10 protein-coding genes are annotated in these 19,967 nt (G+C 67.8%); 7 read left to right on the top strand and 3 right to left on the bottom strand.

Translation table 11 applies throughout. The features are described 5' to 3' along the window. Window positions 1-115 precede the first annotated feature (115 nt). Complete coding sequence (locus LZG04_RS27955; protein WP_233822312.1) at window positions 116-1,468, bottom strand: SEFIR domain-containing protein; 1,353 nt, start codon at window positions 1,466-1,468, stop codon at window positions 116-118. A 1,004-nt stretch (window positions 1,469-2,472) separates the two neighbouring features. Beyond that, on the bottom strand, window positions 2,473-3,570 hold the full coding sequence (locus LZG04_RS27950; protein WP_233822310.1) for a hypothetical protein: 1,098 nt from the start codon (window positions 3,568-3,570) through the stop codon (window positions 2,473-2,475). Window positions 3,571-3,749: 179 nt separating this feature from the next. Between LZG04_RS27950 and LZG04_RS27945 the strand changes: the two genes are divergently transcribed. Beyond that, window positions 3,750-6,485 (top strand): tetratricopeptide repeat protein, encoded by a 2,736-nt coding sequence (locus tag LZG04_RS27945; RefSeq protein WP_233822308.1) that lies wholly within the window; start codon window positions 3,750-3,752, stop codon window positions 6,483-6,485. Here the strand turns inward: LZG04_RS27945 and LZG04_RS27940 are convergent. Further along, complete coding sequence (locus LZG04_RS27940) at window positions 6,482-7,411, bottom strand: serine/threonine-protein kinase (protein ID WP_233822306.1); 930 nt, start codon at window positions 7,409-7,411, stop codon at window positions 6,482-6,484. The genes LZG04_RS27945 and LZG04_RS27940 overlap by 4 nt on opposite strands. Before the next feature lie 290 nt (window positions 7,412-7,701). Between LZG04_RS27940 and LZG04_RS27935 the strand changes: the two genes are divergently transcribed. From LZG04_RS27935 to LZG04_RS27910, 6 genes are all read left to right on the top strand, one after another. Continuing rightward, window positions 7,702-9,054 (top strand): PD-(D/E)XK nuclease family protein, encoded by a 1,353-nt coding sequence (locus LZG04_RS27935; RefSeq protein ID WP_233822305.1) that lies wholly within the window; start codon window positions 7,702-7,704, stop codon window positions 9,052-9,054. Next, window positions 9,051-10,088 (top strand): hypothetical protein, encoded by a 1,038-nt coding sequence (locus LZG04_RS27930; protein ID WP_233822303.1) that lies wholly within the window; start codon window positions 9,051-9,053, stop codon window positions 10,086-10,088. Before LZG04_RS27935 ends, LZG04_RS27930 begins: the two co-directional genes overlap by 4 nt. Then, window positions 10,088-13,375 (top strand): hypothetical protein, encoded by a 3,288-nt coding sequence (locus LZG04_RS27925; RefSeq protein WP_233822301.1) that lies wholly within the window; start codon window positions 10,088-10,090, stop codon window positions 13,373-13,375. The genes LZG04_RS27930 and LZG04_RS27925 overlap by 1 nt, the downstream gene beginning before the upstream one ends. After that, on the top strand, window positions 13,318-15,969 hold the full coding sequence (locus LZG04_RS27920) for a pPIWI_RE module domain-containing protein (protein ID WP_233822299.1): 2,652 nt from the start codon (window positions 13,318-13,320) through the stop codon (window positions 15,967-15,969). Before LZG04_RS27925 ends, LZG04_RS27920 begins: the two co-directional genes overlap by 58 nt. A 163-nt stretch (window positions 15,970-16,132) precedes the next feature. Beyond that, window positions 16,133-16,780 (top strand): hypothetical protein, encoded by a 648-nt coding sequence (locus LZG04_RS27915; protein WP_233822297.1) that lies wholly within the window; start codon window positions 16,133-16,135, stop codon window positions 16,778-16,780. A gap of 31 nt (window positions 16,781-16,811) precedes the next feature. Further along, entirely contained in the window at window positions 16,812-19,967 is a 3,156-nt protein-coding gene (locus tag LZG04_RS27910; RefSeq protein WP_233822295.1) for an ATP-binding protein, read from the top strand.

The following is a 19,967-nucleotide window of genomic DNA, read 5'->3' as shown; positions in this document are numbered from 1 at the left end:
GATCGCCCGCGTCCTGCAACGCATCCTCGCCCTGACCGCCGCCATCTGGCACAACGACCACACCGGCCAGCCGATCATGCGCTCCCTGACCGCCTACGACCACTAACCCTAGGAATCAATCATCTAGACGGTCCGCATCGGCGGGGAGGGGGTGCCCGTCCTCGTCCTCCAGTTCGACGGTGCTGTCGGAGCCGTGCGCGGACAGGTGCAGCACGTGGTACTGGTCGGCGGCCAGGGCGCGGCCGATCTCGTCCAGTGAGGCGACCTCCAGGATCCGCACCTGCGCCGCCATCGCATTGGAGTCGGTGGCGAGTCCGAGATCGAGGTCGGTGACGGCGTCCAGCAGCGCCTGCATCTCCGCCTCGACATCCAACGGCGGGTTGGAAGTAGCGGTCTCCTCCGGGGCGGCGACTGCGGCCAGGATCTTCAACGGCCCGGCAAGCGGTGGCGTCAAGGCCTGTTCCACGCCGTCCAGGCGCCGGGCGAATCGCACACCGGGCACCGTGGCCGCCAAACGGCCATCGGGCAGGCGCAGCAGTTCCACCGGTAACGTCGACAACTCTTCCGGCAGGTGCACCACCATGTCGACCGTGCTGCCCACCGGGCTGTGGTCGATCAGATTCACCAGACGCCCGCTGGTGACCTCGTCGAACAGCGCCTCCCATAGCGCTTTGCCCAGAACGACCAGCCGCTCCGCACCCGAGCTGCTGCGCAGCTCTCCGTGCCAAGTCCAGATTCCGGAGGACAGCGACTGGACGACCTGCTCGCCCAGCAGCGCGCTGTCGGCCAATACGCGGGTCCGTACCCGCCCGTTGTCCTCGCTGTCCAGCCGCACGTCCAACTCGTGCCGCATCGACATCCCGCCGGGCAGACCCGCCACCGCGCGGGTGGCGGACGACGGGGTGTGGTCGCGGTGACCGAGAACGGGCACGGTGCCGATATCCGGTTCGACCTCCGCGGGCTGGGCGAGCAACAGCCGCAGCAACGTCTCGGCACCATCGAGCGTGTAGTCCTCGACCCGGTACCACGTCGAAGTGTCCGGCGCGAGGAAGTCGGGGATCCCTTCCTTGGACTGGCCCGGCAGCACTACCGGCACGAACCGGTCCAGCGCCCGTTGGTCGCGGTAGAAGGCATCACGGATCAGCCGGGCCTCCCACTGCACCCCCTTGCCCACCTCCGGCGCGGAACGTCCCTCGGCGCGCTCCCGATACGCCTTCGAAGCGATGACGAGGATGTGGTCGGCTTCGCGGATCTGGTCGCCCATCCACAGCGGCCAGTCCTGCCGCCGCTGCGCGGCGGCCCGGTCGAGCTTGGCGTCGATACCGCATCGGCGAAGGAAGATCCACAGATCCCGCACCCGCTCGACATGCTCGTCCGACTCGTGCGCATACGAAACGAACACTCGCAACGGACCCGAACCGCCACTCACCCGAACACCCCACTTCTGATCCGCCGCCCACACCATCATCGTGCCAACGGTTCATACCGTTGCACCGAACCGGGCAACCCCGAAAAATGCGGACTAGCCGAATGTGAACGATGCTCGTGTAATTCGTCCGCAGTGGTGGGACTTTGAGGCAAGAAGCGGCCTGGCGTCAGACTAACTCGATCACCCCGAAGGGCCAGGGCCAGCTAGTGTCTGCGTGACTCCATGTCATCGTGTGATGCGTCTACGGCGATGCCCAGGTCGCGCATCCTGTCGGTATTCGACGGTTAGTCCGCTTGGGACGAATCGCTTTGATTGGACGACATCACTTGACGGACGCACGGGCGTTCGACGCCCGCTGTGGGTCGATACGGGGTCGTCATGGGAGGAAGATGGGAGGAAATTGGGAGAAGTCAAGGCGGGGCAACAGGATCGGGCTGCCCTCAAGGGCGTTCAACTGCACCGCCGCGACCTGCCACTTCAACATTTCCGCAGGTCAGACCATGATCTGATCCACCCTGGGGGTCAAGGGGTCGCAGGTTCAAATCCTGTCGTCCCGACGGCCAAGAGGGTCTTCGCAGGTCAGACACTGCGAGGGCCCTCTTTTTGTGATCTTGGTTCGTTCTTCGAGGTCGAGCACGTCGCTCAGCGACCCCTTGACTCTTCGATTCGTGTCACCTCGGGGCGACAACCAGGTCAGCTGACCTGGCTAAACGTGGCGTAGTTCGGCGTCAGCAGCGGCGTATCGATCCCTTGACTGGTGGCTGACCGGGATAAAGCGGTCGGCTGGTAGACCTAATGCTGGACGGGACGAAACGGCCTTCCGAACGGTCGGGCACCTCAGCGCGGAGCTGGGCGGTATCTGTCTAGTACGGGCGAACTCCGCGTCAAGGGCTCCATCGCGGGTACGACGCCTGCGGGAGGTCCGCGGTCGGACCTCCCGCAGGCGTGCTTTCAGCGGCTGTCGGCGGTACCCCCGTTCCCATCAAGGTGGACGAGGGACGACTTGTTGTTCGACATGTTTCTCTCTTTTCTGGATGTCGTGGTCACGCGGACCAGGAGGTGGAGAACCGGTCGACCGGCACTGGACGGCAAACCGAGGGTGTGCCCAGGTCAGGCAAGCGCATCGCCCGACCACAGGTCGCGCGAAGGACAGTGGCCGCCCGGTGCGGCACTGAGGTGAGGCGATCGGTGGCCGCCCGCGCGGCCCCTAGTGGTGAGGTGAACTCGTCGAGCTGGTCGCGTAACGGGCGAGATGGGTCCAGCACTCGCACGGTAGGTGGCACCAATGGCGCGGCCCGGGCCAGTGCGACCGGTTTGCCGATCGCCACCGCGTACGCAGTCACGGGGCCGTTGTCGCCGATCACCCGATCGGCGGCTACCAGCGGGATCCGCCAGTCCGCGTCGGGCGGAACCACGACGAGCCCGGCCTGTCGCACGTCCGCTGTCCAGGCGAGTATTTGACGGCGACCGTGCACGTCCCACACGTCCGGGTGCAGTTGGCACACCACAAGGTGGTCGGGAAGTTCCGTGACGAGGCGGTCGAGCAGGCCCGGTGCCCTCGCGAACAGCGATTGCGGTCCGCGTCCCGAACTCACGAGCAGGACCGGCCTGCCCGCATCGACCCCGAGCACCGACCGGTAGCGCTCACGGAGCCGCATGCTCGCGGCCAACCGGTCGAAGCCCATGTCACCGATCACGATGGCGTGGCGTGCGGCCCCCGACCATCGGTCGCGCAGCAACCGGTGTTGCTCGTGGTGGGCCAGCCCGACGACCGACAACGGGTGTGCGGTGCCGCCCGGTCGCGCCAAGGCTTGTTTGATGCCAGTGAGTCCGTCGTACCCGGGCACATCCGGGAACGCCCTACGCGGCGCCGAGTCCGGCAACAGCAGGACAGGCCCGCCGCCGAGGTCACCGACAGTTCGGCTCGACGCCGTCACGACGAGGTCGAACCGCCCTCCAATCGCGTCGTGCCACGGGATGGTCAGAGCAGCCGCCCTGCGCAGGAACTGGTCGACCCCGCTGCCCACCTTGTCCGGTGGGCTCGTGAAGACCACCTGCACCTCGGGCTCGCTCTCGATCACCGAGAGCGCGTCGAGTACCCGTTGCCCCGAGGCGACTGTGTGCGCGACCGCGAGGACCACTCGCCGCACCGCACGTGTTCGTTCGAGAGGTGCTCGTGTCCAGCTCCTCGTCGCCATCCGACCTCCGTTCCCTCCAGCTCGCTCAGGACGGCGGAAGCGTCTCCGACGAACGTGTGCCAATCGTGTGGGTTGCGTGTGGAAGAGCGGCACCCGCACACAGTTCTGCTTCACTAGCCGTGATGGAGGACAACGGCATCCGCGTTCAGGTTCTCGGTCCGGTAGCGCTGTTCGTAGACGGTGTCGAACAGCGGCTGACGGACCGCACCCGTGCCTTGTTGGCGGCCCTGGCCCTCGACCGCGAGCGCGCCGTGGAGCGGGAGCAGTTGATAGAGCTGCTCGGCGGCACCCCAGGTTCGCTGACGCTGGCGACGATCCGGAACTACGCGCGCGACCTGCGGAAGTTGGTCGGTAACCAAGTGCTGCCGAACAAGCGCGGCCGCGTCCGCCTGAACCTCGACCTTAGGCATATTGACTACTGGCAGTTCCGCAAGCTGTTCGACCGAGCCCAGTCATCCGAAGGTGAAGAACGGCGGCGTGCGTTGCGTGAAGCCCTGGACTTGTGGCAACCGGGAGAGCCGCTGCACAACGTCGGGCAGGCGCACCTCCAAGACCAGGTCGCGGACCTGACGTCCCGGCACCGCAAGACCTACCTCAACCTGATCACCGTGAATCTGGGGTCCGGCCGGGTGGACGAGGCCGTGACGGACGCGCGAGAGGCGTTAAGCCGTTGGCCGCTTGACGGCGAGGTGTGCGGAGCCTTGCTGCAGGCGCTGGGGCACATGGGCGATGACGGCGAAATCACCCGGATCGCGGCCGAGTTCACCCAACGTCGACGCAAGGCCGCACAGGGGCTGCCTGCGAACTTCACCACCCTGGTGAGGAACGCCCTGGCGGATGCCGGCACCGCGACCAAGATCACCATGTCTCGCCCGCTCAGGCCGAACCAGCTGCCCCGAACGGTCGAGACCCTGCACGGACGTGATTACGAGTTGGCACAGCTCGACTGGCTGCTCGCCGGCCAGGCACGAGCCGTCGCGGTCGTCGGCCCGGCTGGCGTCGGGAAGACACAGCTCGCGTTGTTCTGGGCGCACTGCTCGCTCGACGCGTTTCCCGACGGCGTGCTCTACGGCGACCTGCGCGGGTTCGACGAGCGCGACCCCGTGCCGGCTGACCGTCTGCTCACGTCGTTCGTCCGCGCGCTCGGTGCGATGCCGACCGAAGACCCCGTCGGCCAGTACCGCAGCCTGTTGGCCCACCGGGCGGTCCTCGTGGTCCTCGACAACGCACCCGACTACGAGCACATCGAACCGCTGTTACCCGCCGGCCCGCGGTGCGCGGTCGTCGTCACCAGCCGACGGCGGATGCCGGCGATCCGCTCCGCCGGGAGCGGCAAGGAGGTCACCGTGAAGCGGTTGGCGCTGGAAGCCGGTGTCGCGATGCTGCGCGACCTGATCCACGACAGGCGGGTGAAGGACGAGTGGGGAGCGGCCCGGGATCTCGTGATCGCGTGCGGCAGACTGCCCCTGTCGATCACAATCGTCGCGGCGCGCGCGGAGCAGCGCAAGACCCACCGTCTGGACACGATCTTGAAGGACCTCCGCGACACGTCCGCGCTGCTCGACGCGCCGGTGCCGAAGAACCGGTCGATCAAGCTCGAGACGGTGATCGCCTGGTCATACCGGGCGTTGTCACCAGCCGCCGCGGACGTGTTCCGACTGCTCGGCGTACATCCGGGGCCGGTCATCGGCGCGGCCGCGTTGAGCTTCCTCACCGGTCTGCAGCAGGCTGAACTCCGATCGTGGATGGACGAGCTGACGGAGAGCCACCTCGTCGAGGAGATCGAAGAGGACCGGTTCGAACTGCTCGGGGAGTTGCGCCTCTTCGCCGCGCGGCAAGCCGAGTCCGACTTGACCGACGAGGCTCTTGCCGCAGCGCGGACGCGGGTGCTCGACTACCTGTTCTGGGTGGGTTGGGCCTGCGACCTGGCGCTCGAATCGGGACGCGAGTTCCCGGACACGTCGCCGCCCCTCGGCCTTACAGCTCCTGAGTTCTCCAGGGACGAGGCCATGGACTGGTTCGACGCGGAGTACGGCGTCTTCACCTCGGTGCTGACGCAGCCCGTGTATCGGAACTACGAGTCCTACCAGTGGAAGCTTTCGTTGGTGCTCGTCTTCTACCAGCGCCAGCGTGGGCATTGGCGGGACTCGGAGAAGTTCCTGACCGATGCGACGGAGACAGCCGCCCACACCACCGAGCTCCGGTACCAGGCGGTCGTGCACCGGCAGCTCGGCGCGACTCGACGCAAGTTGAACGACCTGAACCGCGCGGTGAGCGTCCTGCACAAGTCGATCGCGCTGGAGCGGGAAGTCGGCAACATCGTCGGCGAGGCGCACAGCCATCAAGTCCTCGGTGCGATCTACGAGAGCCGAAAGGACATGGCCGAAGCGACCGAGCACTACGGCACCGCCCTCCAGACTTACGAGGCCGTTGATGATCGACGGGGTATCACGTACACGGCATCAGGCATGGCCGGTGTCCTCCTGGAGACGGGGCGTCCGGAAGAGGCGCTCGTCCTCGCGCAGCGTGCGGTGGAGACCGGGAACGACGGGTACGGCCTTGCTGCGGCACGTCGGACGATCGCGAGCTGCCACCTGGAGCTCGGCAACCCGGCCGCTGCGGTGGTCCCGGCGAAGCAGGCCGCCGATGAGTACCGCCGAACCGGTGCCGCGCTCAACGAGGCTCGCGTTCGCGAGCTGCTCGGCAATGCGCTCGCCCGGACCGGCGATCCGGCCGGTGCGCGTGAGGCTTGGCAACGTGCCCAAGACCTACTGGTGGACTTGCTGAAGGACCTGCCCAAACCCTCGCCCGACGATCAGGACCTCCTGGCCAGGCTGCGTCAACTCACGGCACCCTAGCTTTCAATCGGCGGAATTCGCAGGGGATTGACGCGCAGCCAGGCTTCGGGATCGGGGTCAGGAGCTTGCGGATCCGGTGGTGCCTCGGGTGGTGGCAAGAGCTTTCGCAGATTTCCCACCGCTTCGGCGATCGTCGCGTATCTGCGGGTGAGATCGCGGTCGATCATGCGCAGCACGATCGGTGCCAGATTGGAACCCAGGCGGTGCACAACCCTCGGCGGCACCTCGGCGGGCACATCGCCGACGTTCCACCCGTCTTCAGCCAGGAAGGGGAGTCGGTTCGCGACCATCTCGCACACCAGGCACCCCAGCGCGTAGATGTCGCTCTGGAACGTCAAGCGCTCCTGTCTCACCTGCTCGTAGGGTGCATAACCGCGTGTTCCTTGGAAGGCGTTCGTCGAGTCGATGTGCTTCGCGATGCCGAAGTCGAGGAGATACACCTGGCCTTGCCGATTTATCTTGATGTTGTCGCCCTTGACGTCACGGTGCACGAAACCGCGACGATGTACCGCGTCGAGTATCTCGCCAACCTGGCAGGCGATCGCCACCGCCGTCCGCCGCTTGATCGACCTGTTGCGTTTGATCAACTCTGCGAGTGAGATCCCTTCGACGATCTCCATGACCACATAGGACAGTTCACCGTGGACTCCGATTTGATGTACGACAGGCGTTCCTTCGACGTCGTGGAGTTGCCGTCCGATGTCGCCCTCCGTCGCCAGCTTTCGGTTGTTGGAGGCGTACCACGTGTCGGTTTCGTGGAACCTGACCGGCAGTACCTTCACCGCGACCTCAAGATCAGATTCGAGGTCGAGCGCGCGAAACAAGCGGCCCATGCCGCCTTCGCCCAGTGGTTCGGTCAAGCGGAAACGATCAGCGAGCACTGTGCCGACCTTCACGAATTCACCCTTCCGCGACTCAAACTCCACCGTGTCACATCATCCGGGCAACCTGCTGTCCCGTTACAAGGTTCACCCCAGCGGAGTAGTGCGGTTCTGACATGATCTCGGCCTACGGGGAGGGAGGGTGCATGGGGCATTGGCAGGTGCCGCAGGGAATTTCGGGTAATCCGCAAAAAGTCGTTGTATCGGTCGCGAGCGTCGGTTCCACCGACTTCCGCTGTCCGATGTCGGAGGCACTCAAAGCGCGCCACGGACTGCGCCCAACGGACGAACGGCCGAAGCCCACCACGCTCAACGATTTCCCCCTTGGCCCGTTCATGACCGCGCTCGACCTCGTGGAATTTGGCGGTGTGGAGCCGGCGGTGGCCGTGCGCCGGGCGCTTGCTCCCACGCGGGGTTCCCGCAACCATGACGGGCTCGCCGACTGGACCAGGCATGCGGTCGCGGGCTACCTCGACGCGTTCGAGGGCGACGAGGCCACGCCCGTCCCCACACCGTGGAGGCAGGTCGTCAGGCTGGCGGCGCCTGATCCGCGCGGCGTCCGGCACTACGAGATCAACGCGTGGGGCAGGCGGTTCCGCTCCGCCGGCGGCGTCAACGAGTTGCGGATGATCGGTTTTCGCAACGGCCGCCGCGGGACGGGTGAGCTGGCCGTCGCGGGGTTCGTCGCAGCGAGCGGGGACCCCGCGCCGGAACGGATCCGCATCAGGGAGTTCTCCTGCCTGACCGGCCAGGCCGAGCTGTTGTACGACCGGACGCGGGCGGAAACGCTCGACCACTACCGCGAGCACGGTCGGGACGCGCTCAAGAACGCCGTCGACGGCGACGAGTACCGGCCTGGTGAGTCGTGCGTCGCGTGCCGGTTCCGGTCGGTGTGCCCGGCGCGGGCGGAGACACCCGGCGTGCTCGGTATCGCGGATCGGACTCGACCGCGTCGTACCTGGTCCGTCAGTAATGCCCGCAAGTACCGCGGTTGTCCGGCGCGCGACCACCTCGGGCGGCTGCGGCTGCCCAAGGCCGCCACGTTCGAGCACAGTCCCGCCGCCGAACGGGGCCGTGCCGTCCACGCCTACGTCGAACATCGCCACCGGTCCGGTGGGGTGTGCGTCCCGGACGTACCGGAGAGCTGGCCGGACCGCGCCTTGCCGGTGGACGAGATCGCGGCCGGAACGGCGATGCTGCGGCACCACGCGGAGGTGTGCCCGCTCTCGTTGGCGCCGACCGAGCTCCGCATCGAACCCAACCTGGTGTTCGACGACACGGCCGCCGATGTCGTCGTGATCGCGAAACCCGACCTGCTCTACCGGGACGGTGACTCCCTGGTCTGGCGCGAGCTGAAGACCACTCGCGCGGACCCGGACCGGGTCTACCGCACGCTGTCAGCGATCCCCCAGCTGGCCCTGGCGATCGTGCTGCTCGGCAAGCACGCGATTCGCGATGCCGGCCCCAACCCCCGGGTCGAACTGGAGCTGCTCCACCCGGACGGCAACGATCTAAGGATCTACGACGTGCAGGATCCCGCTACGCGTGCCGAGGCGGAGGCGGTGGTCACGTCGTTGGCCGCGTCATGGCACGGTGACGACGAGTTTCCCGCACGACCGGGTGCCGACTGCCGCACCTGCGAAGTGGTGCGGTGGTGCCCGTCCGGTCGGGCCGAGGTCGCATCATGACCATGGCGGACGACGACATCGCCCTGGTGCACGCGGTCGCCCTAGCAGTGCTGGAACTCGGCGACGAGGACCTGAAGACCGGCTTCGCGATGCCCTACCCGGACCGCGCGCAATCCGTGCTCGATCGACTGACCCTGACGTGCCTTTCGCGCGGTACCCGACCGCCCCGCAGCCTGCCGGACTTGGTCATGTGGTGCGGTGCCCGACCGCTGATCGATTGGCCGCTGCGTCTTCCCCGAGAGGTCTTGGGCGGCGATGGGCTGTTGGTGGACGTCCGGCGTTCTCGTCCAACGGGCCTGTGTCGGGAGTGGGCGGAGGACGGCAACGCCGTGCGGCCGGACCCGATCCGCGACCACCTTGAGAAAGCCGCGGCACCGGACCGGCACCTGGCGTGCCGGGAGTTCCTGGCCGAGTACCAGATCGTCTCGGACGACGAGGTCACGGCCTTCGCCGGTGACCGTGCCGCACGCCGCACGTGGCGGTTGGTTCGCGACCTCTACCGGCCGGTCCCGCTCGCGCTCGTGCGACGCGGCCAGGCGGCCCGCTGCACGGTCTGCCGCGCGCTGTCCGCACCACTCGCCAGCGGTGGCTGGCTGTGCGAGTGGGAGGCGTGTCCGGCGGGGGAGCAGCTACCGGAGTTGCTGTCCGCCACTGGGAGCCTCGTGCTCGCCGAAGCGGCTCGGAGGGTGATCAGTGGTGTCGCCCGAGTGGAGCAGGCCGTGGTCGGGCTGGTTCGAAGCCACGGCGCGGCGGTCACACGTGAAGTCGAGGGCCTGCGAATCGACTGGCCCGAGGGCGGGCACAGGTTCGTGCTGGTGTTCGATCACGGCGACCCGGCACTGCTCGCCCGCGCGGTGGGCAGGTCAGCCTGGCGGGACCGCAATCCGCTCGTGATCGTGCCCGCGGAGCGCCTGCGGGCGAGGCCCGATTACCGGGCGGTGTTCGGACGGCTCGTGGTCGGTGCGCCGACGCTCGTGGCCGACGCCGAGCTGGTGGACCTGGCGGGCGGCTCGGCGACGTGGGGTGAGGTGTGATGCGGAGCTCAAGGCGGATCTTCCAGGCCATGACCGCGCCGTTGTCAACGGCCTACCGAATTCCGGGCGACGCCCTGCACAAGGCGTTCACCACGGAGCTCGGGTTGTTCGCCGCCCAGACGGTGTTGCCGGGACGGCCTGCCATCGAGGCGTGGCCGTTGTTCAGCGGCTTCCCCTTCGCGCGCGAACGAGGGATCGCCGGCTTCGACGAAACTCTGCGCACCGTGCGGTACGAACTGTGGACCATGAGGAGTCCCGCCGCGTGGCGGTCGGCATTGGCCGATTACAACGAGGTGGAGGAGGAGCTGCGCGGCTACCGCCTGATCGACCCGAGCCGTCCGCCCGCCCGCCGTCCCGTGTCCACCGCACCGGAACGCTGGCCGATCTACGAGCGATTGCTCCGCGCAGCGGCGCCGTTCGCGAGCAGCGAGCTCCGGGTCGCAGGACCGGGCCCGCACACGTTCATCGCCGGTGAGGACATGACGACTGTGACCTTGCCCGCGCTCGACCATCGGCGACCGGTGGGCCACGACCTCGATGAACCGCAACGGGGTGCGGGCAAATCGATCACGATCGACAAGTCGGCGCTGCTGGTGACAGCACGGGACATGGACGCGACCGCTTACGCCGACTGGGAGGGGCGGCTCGACCGGGTGGCCCTGATGCCGCTCGCGGGGGAGCGCTTCGCGGAAGACGGCACGCTCGACCTCGACGGACTAACCCACCTGCTCGGCATCGTCGGTGCGGGCAAGAGCACTCTGCGGGACGTGCTGACGGTCCATGCGGTGGCCAAGTTGGGCCTGCGCGTCACGCTCGTCGTCGGTGACGTCGCGGAAGCGTTGAAACTGGTCGAGCTGTTCGGGACGCACGGTGTCAGGGCCGCTCCCGTGATCGGTGCGAGTACGCGGGTCCGGCACGCCGAGCGACTGCACCGCAGGCTCGCCGGTCGCGGCGCGCCTGGCGTCCTCGGGCACGTCGACGCGGGCTTCGACCACTTGAGCACGTCTTGCGCGCTGGCCGCCCTCCGCGGTGACGACCGGCCGCCGTTGGCCTACCACGACGCCCCCTGCACCAGTCTGCGGCCGAAGAGCGTCAAGGCCCGGGCCGAAGCGCGCCGAGCGTGTCCGTTCTGGTCGGCCTGCCCGCGCCACCACTCCGCCCGCGAACTCGTGGAGGCGGACGTGTGGGTGGCGACGCCGCAAAGCCTGGTGCTCACCGCCGTGCCGTGGCCGCAGAACGCCGAGCGGATCCGGTTCATGGAACTGGCGTGCCGGCGCAGCGATATCGTGGTCGTCGACGAGGTCGACCGCGTGCAGATCACGCTCGACTCCCAGTTCGCACCGATGGCCACGCTCGTGGGGCGTGGCGCCGTGTCGTGGCTCGACAAGGTCCACGCCCACAAGATCGGCCAGCTCGTGGATCGCGCCCGGATCCCGCTGTCGGACAACGACGTCCAGATGTGGTCGGCCGCGGTGAACACGGCTTGCGCCGCGACGGATCGGATCTACGCGTTGCTGGTGCGCGACCACGACCTGCGGCAGTGGCTGCGGGCGGGCCACTTCAGCGCGTGGCTCCTGCACCGCAGACTCGCGGCGGACCGCTATCCGCGCGGGTCCGACTCCGTGCCGGACCCGTTCGAGGCGGCTCGTGCCGCGCTGCTCGAAGAACTCGACCGCTTCCGCGACAACCCGTTCGGTGAACGTCGCAGCTTCCCGCCCGCGAACCCGTCCCTCGTGCGGTTGACCAGCGAGTTGCTGCACGCGACGTCCTTGCGGCGCACCCGGCTGGAGCTGCGGGACGTGCTCGCCGAGTTGACCGGCGTCACCAAGGACCGCACCGGTCGCGAGTGGCTCGACCAGTGGGCCACCCGGTTCGAGTTCACCCTGCTGCTTGCGGCGCTGGAACCGAAGTTGGCGCTGATGACGGTCATGTGGCCGCGGGTCGAGGCGGCGCTCAACCTGGATGCCGCGCTTGGCTTCCGGGTACCCGACGATTACGGCCCGGTGATCCCCGAACCGCCTATGGGCGACGTGATCGGCTTCCAGTTCCTCCCGGAAGGCCGGGACGACGGCGGCGTGGTCAGCGGCGAGCTGAAGTTCTTCCACTGCACCGGTGTCGGCCGGGACCTGCTCAAGGCCATGGCGGACCTGCCGGAGGCGGACAACCGGCCCGGACCGCACGTCGTGCTGCTGTCGGGCAGCAGCTGGGCCGGTTCGTCGAGCCGGTACCACGTGGACGTCCCCGTGCGGGCATTGCTCGCCCCAGATCGCGCGGAGATCGAGCGGATCGCGTCGCACAGCGACTTCCGGTTCGCACCCGTGCGCGACGGCAAGACACCCCTGCGCGTCTCCGGTACGCCGCTCGACGGCCGGTCACGCGCGTTGACCGGCATCGTCACTCGGCTGGCGGCATCGACGGACGAGCACGCGAGCGTGCTCGAAGACGAGCTGGCGGACATCGCCGACGACTACCGCCGCCGCATCCTGCTGCTGGTCGGCAGCTACGACGAGGCCGAGCTGGTCGCCGACCTGCTGCACGGCAAGAAGCGGTGGCGAGACAAGGTGTTCCGGCTCGTCCCGGACGACGCGGAGATCGCCGAGCCCGGTGAGCACCAGGCACCGGTGCTGCGTCGCGGTGACGTGGACACGCTCGCCATGACCCGCGCGGACATCCTGGTCGCCCCGCTGCTTGCGGTGGAACGCGGGCACAACATCCTTAACGAGCAGCGGGTGGCGGCGATCGGCTCCGTGTTCTTCCTCGTCCGCCCCAGCCCGCGGCCCGACGACCTGGCTCTCGCCGTGCACGCGGTGAACGACTGGGCATCGAGGGTCCGCCGCGACGGTCGGTTCCGGGCGATGGTGTCCTCGGCCGGTTCACTGGACGAAGCTGGCCGGGCGTTCCGGTCTGCGGCGCGCGCGCAGTGGCGACGGGTGGTGGGACGGAGCATGGCGTGGCGGGACCTGGGTGATGACCGCGAGTCGGTGACCTGGGATCTGTTGGTGGTGATCTGGCAGGTCATCGGCCGCCTGGTCCGAGGCGGGGTGCCCGCGAGGGTCGTGTTCGTGGACGCGGCGTTCGCCCCGAACCTGGCACTCGGGCACGAGGACACCGCGGAGACGAGCCTGCTGGTCTCCATGCACGCGGTGCTGGACCGCTACTGCTCCCCGGATGTCGATCCGGCGATACCCGGACCCGAGCGGCAGCTCGTGCGCGAGCTCTACGGACCGCTGTGGTCGGCGCTCGGCATGTGCTTGGCGAACGCGACGGGAGGCATGCGCAACCCATGACCCCAACGGTTCGGCTCACCGCCTACGACCTCGGTCGTGACCCGTGGTCACACGACTTCAAGGTCATCGCGTTCGCCCCGGAGTGGCGTACCGAGGTGGTGCGGCGGTACGCCAAGCAGTTCACCCGCGCCGACCCGCGGTGGACCGCACCGATCAGGCAGTTCAACTCGCTGCTCCAAGCCGCCGTGCCGGACGTGCTCGCCGCTCCGGGTGCGGCAACCGATGAGCGGTTGCCGTGGCTGTACGCGGCGGACGTCGTGCCGCGGGACGCGATGAGCCGTCTTACGAACGCCTGGCTGACGCGGATCCTTTCCCGTCGGGGTGAGGCCGACGGTGAGGAGGTGGACGCCCTGCTCGACACACTCGATGACGCCATGCCACAGTGGGCGTCCACATCCGTCGACCTGACCGACACCACGCTGACCCGGGGCGGCACGGCAGATCCACACCGCCGGCTTTACCATCTCGTGCCCGAGGTCGTCGCGGCACGGCTTGCCGCGCGGACGTACCAGTACGAAGGCACGGAGCTGTCTTTCCGCGTGGTGTCCTCGACACGGGGAACCGAGCTGGTGTCATGGCCTCCCCAGCCGTACGTCAGGCGTGGCCGTGACTGGTACCACTCGCTGTTGATGCGGGCCTCCCTGCACACCGTGCCGTTTTCCGGGCGGCCCAGGGTGCACATCACGTATGGCGTCCGCCGCTGGGTAACCGGTGAACCCGTGAAGCTGGACCCGCGACGCGGCGTGACTGCCTACCTGCAGGTTCCACTGCCTTGGACGCTCCGGGACGGCGGCGTGCCGAGGTTGATAGCCAACGGCTTGCGGCACGACTCCGCGCTTGGCACACCGGCATGGCGTTCCACTAGCCTGATGGACCTGCTCCCGGAGTACAGCTCCGCCTTCACACTGCCCACCGCGGAGGAGCTGATCGACAACCCGACCGAGTGGGCACAGGGCCGCGACGGTGTCTCGGTGTGGGTTGTTCACTCAACCTTGATGGGGTCGCACGACGCGAAGTCGGGGCTCATGCCCGTCGAGCGCCGCCACTTCGACGCGTGGGTCGAGGAGTCGCTCGCCGGGGTCCTGCGCCGGTCCACGGACCTGACCAAGGTCACGCTCCTCGCCAAACCGGAGTTGTGGCGCCGGGACAAGGACGCCGAGGCCAAGGCAGCGAGCAAGGTGGTGAAGGGCCACGCACGTCGGTTGGCGTGCGCCGTGGCGCTCGACGGCCGGCCGCTGACTATCGACATCCGCTACGAGAACGACCGGACCCGCGACGCGCTCGTCGCCGCGCTGTGCGAAGTGCTCAACCTCGATCCGGCGTCCGCGCCCCATTGGCGCACCCCTGAACTGGAAGTGCGGCTAGACGCGTCCACGTGGGAGGAGATCACTGCGGATCTGCAGGTGCCCCGCTCGTGGGGCAAGGCTCATGCGCGCGCGGTCGCGACGGCGACCCGGGAGCGCCGCGCGCTGATCAACCGCCACTTCGGCACGCCGGCACTGGACGCGCCGATCCGTCTGGTCCTCGTCGAGCTGCGCGGCGCGGACAAGTTCGGTCCCGGCCGGGACCCGAAGGCCGCGATCCGCCTCGGCTGCGCGGACGCACGTCGGGTCAGCCAGTTCATCACCACCGAGACGAAGGCGCTAGCCGAACGGGCGCGGTCTTCGATCCTGGACGGTCTGCGCCAGCTCGGCGCGGTGCTGCCGCCGAAGCACACCCTCGGCGCGGCGGTCCCGCTGGACCTCCAGCACGTGGGGCTCTGGATGATCCGCAAGAACCACACGACGGCTCGCACCGCACGGCGCGCTCTGGTGGCGGTGCGCATCCGTTCGAATGACCACGGCCGGCGGGTCGAGGGCTGGGACGAGCGACGCAAGGGCTGGGTGTCGTACCCGGAGCTGCTGCTGAGCCTGCACGGAGACGTCGACTTGGAGCAGGATCGCGGCACGTGGCTGTCTCTGGCGGAACAACAAGCGGCCGCGCAACGCCGGATCAGATCCCTGCTCTTCCAGATCCGCGACACACCCACGCTGCTGCTGGTGCAGGCGGGGAACATGCGTCACTCGTGGCCGTGGCTCACCAACAGTGCGATGGTGCCCGACTCCCTGGGCTTCGGGCCCTGGCCCGCCCAGCGCACCGCCCTGTTCGGCCCCGGTCTGCGGGTCGTGGTGATCCGCGACGGCGGCGGGCGCGACGAGGTGCCGCAGTGGTACGCACCGCGTGATGACGAGAAGTTCGCCGGTCACGCGAGCGGCGTGTGGCAGTCGTTCGACGTCGGGTCCGACAACCGCGTCTTCCAGAGCATCACCGAGATCCCGATCCAGGGCGCCAAGCCCAACCAGGCGGTGAAGTACCGTGACGGGGCCGCGTCCAGCGGCGTCACCGTGGCAGGCTGGAACCCGGAAATCCGCGAGCTGACCGTCCTCGCGAGCCGGATGACGACCACGGGCGAGCCCGAGGACCCGCGGATCTGGGCGGCTCTGGCCCACCAGCTCAGATACGCCGACGACTACGTTCCGCTGGCCGTGCCGCTGGCGTTGCACCTCGCGAAACTCGCCGAGGAGTACGTGGTCGGTGAATATCGGGAAACGTGACTTGGAATTCGAACGAATGGGCGACCCGAAGCTGTTGTCAAATCGCGACCGCATCGTTCTCTGTTATCACGTAACGGTTGGTCCAGCTGGGGGACGTGCGTGCACGAGCGTTGTGACGCGACTAAGGTCGAATAGCGGATCACCACTGGACACCGGAGCGCACATGGCAAACACACCGCTCAGCATCCCGGAGAAATCTGCATTGCTGGCGCTGTTGATGATCGGTCGTACCGCATCCAACACCGAAATACGGGATTTATACGGGTTCACCATCGAAAAGGCCGTCCGGGAGAGTCTGATCGACCGGAAGCTGATCGAGGCGCAGCAGTCCAAGGTGCACAAGAACGCGTGGGTGCACGACCTGACCGAACCCGGCTGGAAGCGCTGTCGTGAGCAGTTCGCGGACGCACCGCCTCCCGGCGTGCAGCGGAAGGACCGCCTGCTCTACGGCTTGGCGCAGTGGGTGGACATCGTTTTCGTCAAGACCGGTTGGGAACTCGCGGACGTGTACGCGGAGCCGGAACCCGAACCCGAGCCGAAAACCGAGTCCACGGTGGACGAACGCATCATCACCGCGTACCACGAACTCGTCACCGACTCTGGAGCGTGGGTGGGGCTCGCCGAACTGCGTCGGGCGCTGCCAGACGTGGGTGTACCGGAGTTCGACGCGGCCCTGCACCGCATCGCCGAGATGCCATCGGTCTTCTTCACTCCCGAGATGAACCAGAAGCTCCTGACGGAGGCCGATCGTCGGGCTGCCGTCCGGCTCGGCGGTGAAGAGAAGCACCTGCTGTCCATCAAGACTTCCTGAGGCCGACATGGACCACGCGGAACGTCGTGCGTTGAAGAACTTGCGCTTCGATTGGGCGCCAACTCCCGCAGCCGTGTGGGCGCCGCCGCCCGCACACGTGGCGGAGCTGAACGCCGACGTGCTGAACACCGTGCTCGGCGCGTTCGCCGACGCCGACGTCGACCCGACGACGAACCCGCTCGGCATCGCGGTGACGGGTCAGCAAGGCGCGGGTAAAACCCACCTGTTGGGTGCCGTGCGCGTCGAAGTCCAGAGTCGCGGCGGCTACTTTTTCCTAGTCAGCCTGGTGCACGGGAACAACTTCTGGCAGAACATCGTGCACTCGTTCCGCAACGGCCTGTACCAACCCGACACCAACGGCCTCTCGCAGCTGACCTCGTTCCTGCACCGTCTGTCGGACGTGCTGTCACTGCCAGACGACGTGCGCCGCCAAGTGATCGGCCACGAGCCGGTGACCAAGGAAGCCCTCGACCAGGTCGTCGTCGCGCTGCGTGAGGTCAACCCGACGGAAGGCCGGCAGTCCCGCCACACGGCGCGGGCACTGATCCTGCTCTCGGCCATCGACCCGGCCGTGCAGGAGATCGGCGAGGCTTATCTGACGTCGGGTAGCGAGTCCGTTCCCGGTGAGCGGGCCGCGTGGGGCATCCACCCCGACCCGAAACACCCGCACGAGATGGTTCGCGAGATCTCCGGGCTGCTCGGCATGACCGGGGCGACCCTGCTTGCGATCGACCAGATCGACACGCTGGTCGCCCAAGCGGGTATCGCCACCGGCTCCAGCCGCGAGTCGCCGTTCGAGTTGCCGCGCAGTGAGCTTTTCGACCAAATCGGCACGGGACTCATGGAGTTGCGGGAAGCGGCTCGGCGTTCGTTGCTCGTTGTCGCGTGCCAGTTCCCAGTCTGGGAGGCGATCCGCAGGTTCTCGCACCGTGCCGCAGTTGACCGGTTCCGCGACGAACTGCGGCTTCGGACCGTGTCCACGGCCCAGACGGGGCAGGCATTGGTCACCGCGCGGTTCGCGCCGCGGTTCAAGGACTGCGCGTTCACGCCGCCGTACCCGACCTGGCCCGTCCGCCCGGAAACGTTCGCGGGCGCGACCCAGTACACGCCGCGCGAGCTGTTCAAACGCATCGACGAGCACATCAAGTCCTGTTTAGACAACGACGAGGTTGTCGAGCTGACCGCGCTCGACCAGGTGGTGACCGTCCGCCAGCGCGGGATCCCCGCCTCTGAGCTCACTTCGCTCAACGACGAACAGCTTCTGCGGTTGGACGAGTCGTTCGCCAGGCTGCTGAATGAGGTGGACCCGAGCCCTGCGGTCCACAAGAACACCGAGGACAAGCGAATGACCGCACTCCTCGGCGCAGCGTTGACCGCGTACCGCCACGAGTTGGGTGAGCAGGGTCGGGACTACAGGGTCGACGACGTGTGGGGCGGTCGCAACCCGGCTCTGCACTCCCGGTTGAAGCTCGTCCTCGACAACACCGAGGACGCGATCCACTGGTCGTTCCGCGGGATTGCGACCGACAGCGCTCTCGCGGCACAGAACCGGATCGAGCGACTGCGCGCGATATCCGAGGTTGACCCAAACATCGACAAACGCCACGCCTACCTTCTGCGTACCGGCCCATGGTCGATGACCACGCCGAAGACCAAGGAGAAGCTCGCTGAGTTCCGTACCGCCGGTGGGGTGCTGGTGGAGAAGGTCGACATGGACGACCTGCGGACGTTCGCGGCGCTGGAGTCCATGCTCGACAAACCGGGGCCTGAGCTGCACGAGTGGCTGCACCTGCGGAAGCCGGCGAGCAACACGGCGTTGTTCCGCCTGGTGTTCGGGCCACCCGGGAGGGAAACACCGCCTTCGCCGGACCCACCCGCACCGGATCCGGTCGACACGATCGAACAGCTGTGGCCGACCGATGATCCCGACGCGTCGCGACAGCACCCGCCCGCTCCCTCGGCTTCGATCTCCCTCGGTGACCGGCTGGAGACCGGAGAGCCCGTGTATGTGTCGTTGGAGTCACTGCGCAAGCACACCGTGATCTTCGCTGGCTCCGGTTCGGGCAAGACGGTGCTGATCCGTCGCATCATCGAGGAGTGTGCCCTGCAAGGTGTGTCGGCGATCGTGCTCGACCCCAACAACGACCTGGCTCGTCTCGGCGACGCCTGGCCTCAGCCGCCCACCGGGTGGAAGGCGCACGACCACGAAAAGGCGGCCGACTACCTAGCGAACACCGACGTCGTGGTCTGGACGCCACGCCGGGAGTCAGGCCGCCCCATCAGCTTCCAGCCACTGCCGGACTTCGCGGACGTTCTCGGTGACCCGGACGAGTTCACCCTCGCGTTGGACATCGCCGTCGCGGCGCTCGCACCGCGTGCCCGCGCCGACGGTTCGACGGCCAAGGCGGAGCGCACGAAGGCCGTGCTGCGTGAGGCGCTGACATCCTTCGCCCGGTCCGGGGGCGCGGGCCTGAAGTCGTTCCTGGAGTACCTCTCCGACCTCCCGGAGGAGGTCACCCGGCTCGCGAACGCCACCGCGATTGCCAGTGACGTGGCGCAGACCCTCCTCGCCGCGATGATCAACGACCCCCTTTTCGGTGGTTCGGGCGTGCCGCTCGACCCGAGCGTGCTGCTCACCCCCGCACCTGGCAAACGCGCGCGGATCTCGATCATCAGCATGATCGGGTTGCCGAACGACGACCAGCGCCGCAGCTTCGTCAACCAGCTCCAGATGGCGATGTTCGCCTGGATCAAGGCGAACCCGGCCGGCGACCGTCCGCTTGGTGGCTTGTTCGTCATGGACGAGGCGCAAACTCTCGCCCCGTCCGGTGTGATGACCGCCTGCACCACGAGCACGCTCGCATTGGCGTCACAGGCGCGCAAGTATGGTCTGGGGCTGGTGTTCGCTACCCAGGCCCCGAAAGGCATTCACAACCAGATAGTCGGCAATGCAGCGACGCAGTACTTCGGGTTCATCAACAGCCCGGCGCAGGTGGCGGCGGCCAAGGAGATGGCGGCCGCCAAGTCCAGCACCGTGCTGGACATCTCGCGGCTGAGCGCGGGCGAGTTCTACGCGGTCGCCGAGGGCAGGCCGTTCCAGAAAGTCAGGTCGCCCATGTGCCTGAGCCACCACCCGCCGAGTGCGCTCACCCCGGAGGAAGTCCTGGTCCGGGCACGCACTGACTGA

The organism is Saccharothrix sp. S26 (assembly GCF_021390395.1).
Taxonomy (GTDB): Bacteria; Actinomycetota; Actinomycetes; order Mycobacteriales; family Pseudonocardiaceae; genus Actinosynnema.
Note: the sequence above shows the minus strand (reverse complement) of the source record. Positions and strands in the feature narration are given on the sequence as shown.

What these genes read in the sequence shown, in the direction of transcription:
- LZG04_RS27915 (WP_233822297.1), top strand. Translation starts at nt 16,133, where the DNA reads ATGGCAAACACACCGCTCAGCATCCCGGAGAAATCTGCATTGCTGGCG.
- LZG04_RS27930 (WP_233822303.1), top strand. Translation starts at nt 9,051, where the DNA reads ATGACCATGGCGGACGACGACATCGCCCTGGTGCACGCGGTCGCCCTA.
- LZG04_RS27955 (WP_233822312.1), bottom strand. Translation starts at nt 1,468, where the DNA reads ATGATGGTGTGGGCGGCGGATCAGAAGTGGGGTGTTCGGGTGAGTGGC.
- LZG04_RS27925 (WP_233822301.1), top strand. Translation starts at nt 10,088, where the DNA reads ATGCGGAGCTCAAGGCGGATCTTCCAGGCCATGACCGCGCCGTTGTCA.
- LZG04_RS27945 (WP_233822308.1), top strand. Translation starts at nt 3,750, where the DNA reads ATGGAGGACAACGGCATCCGCGTTCAGGTTCTCGGTCCGGTAGCGCTG.
- LZG04_RS27935 (WP_233822305.1), top strand. Translation starts at nt 7,702, where the DNA reads ATGACCGCGCTCGACCTCGTGGAATTTGGCGGTGTGGAGCCGGCGGTG.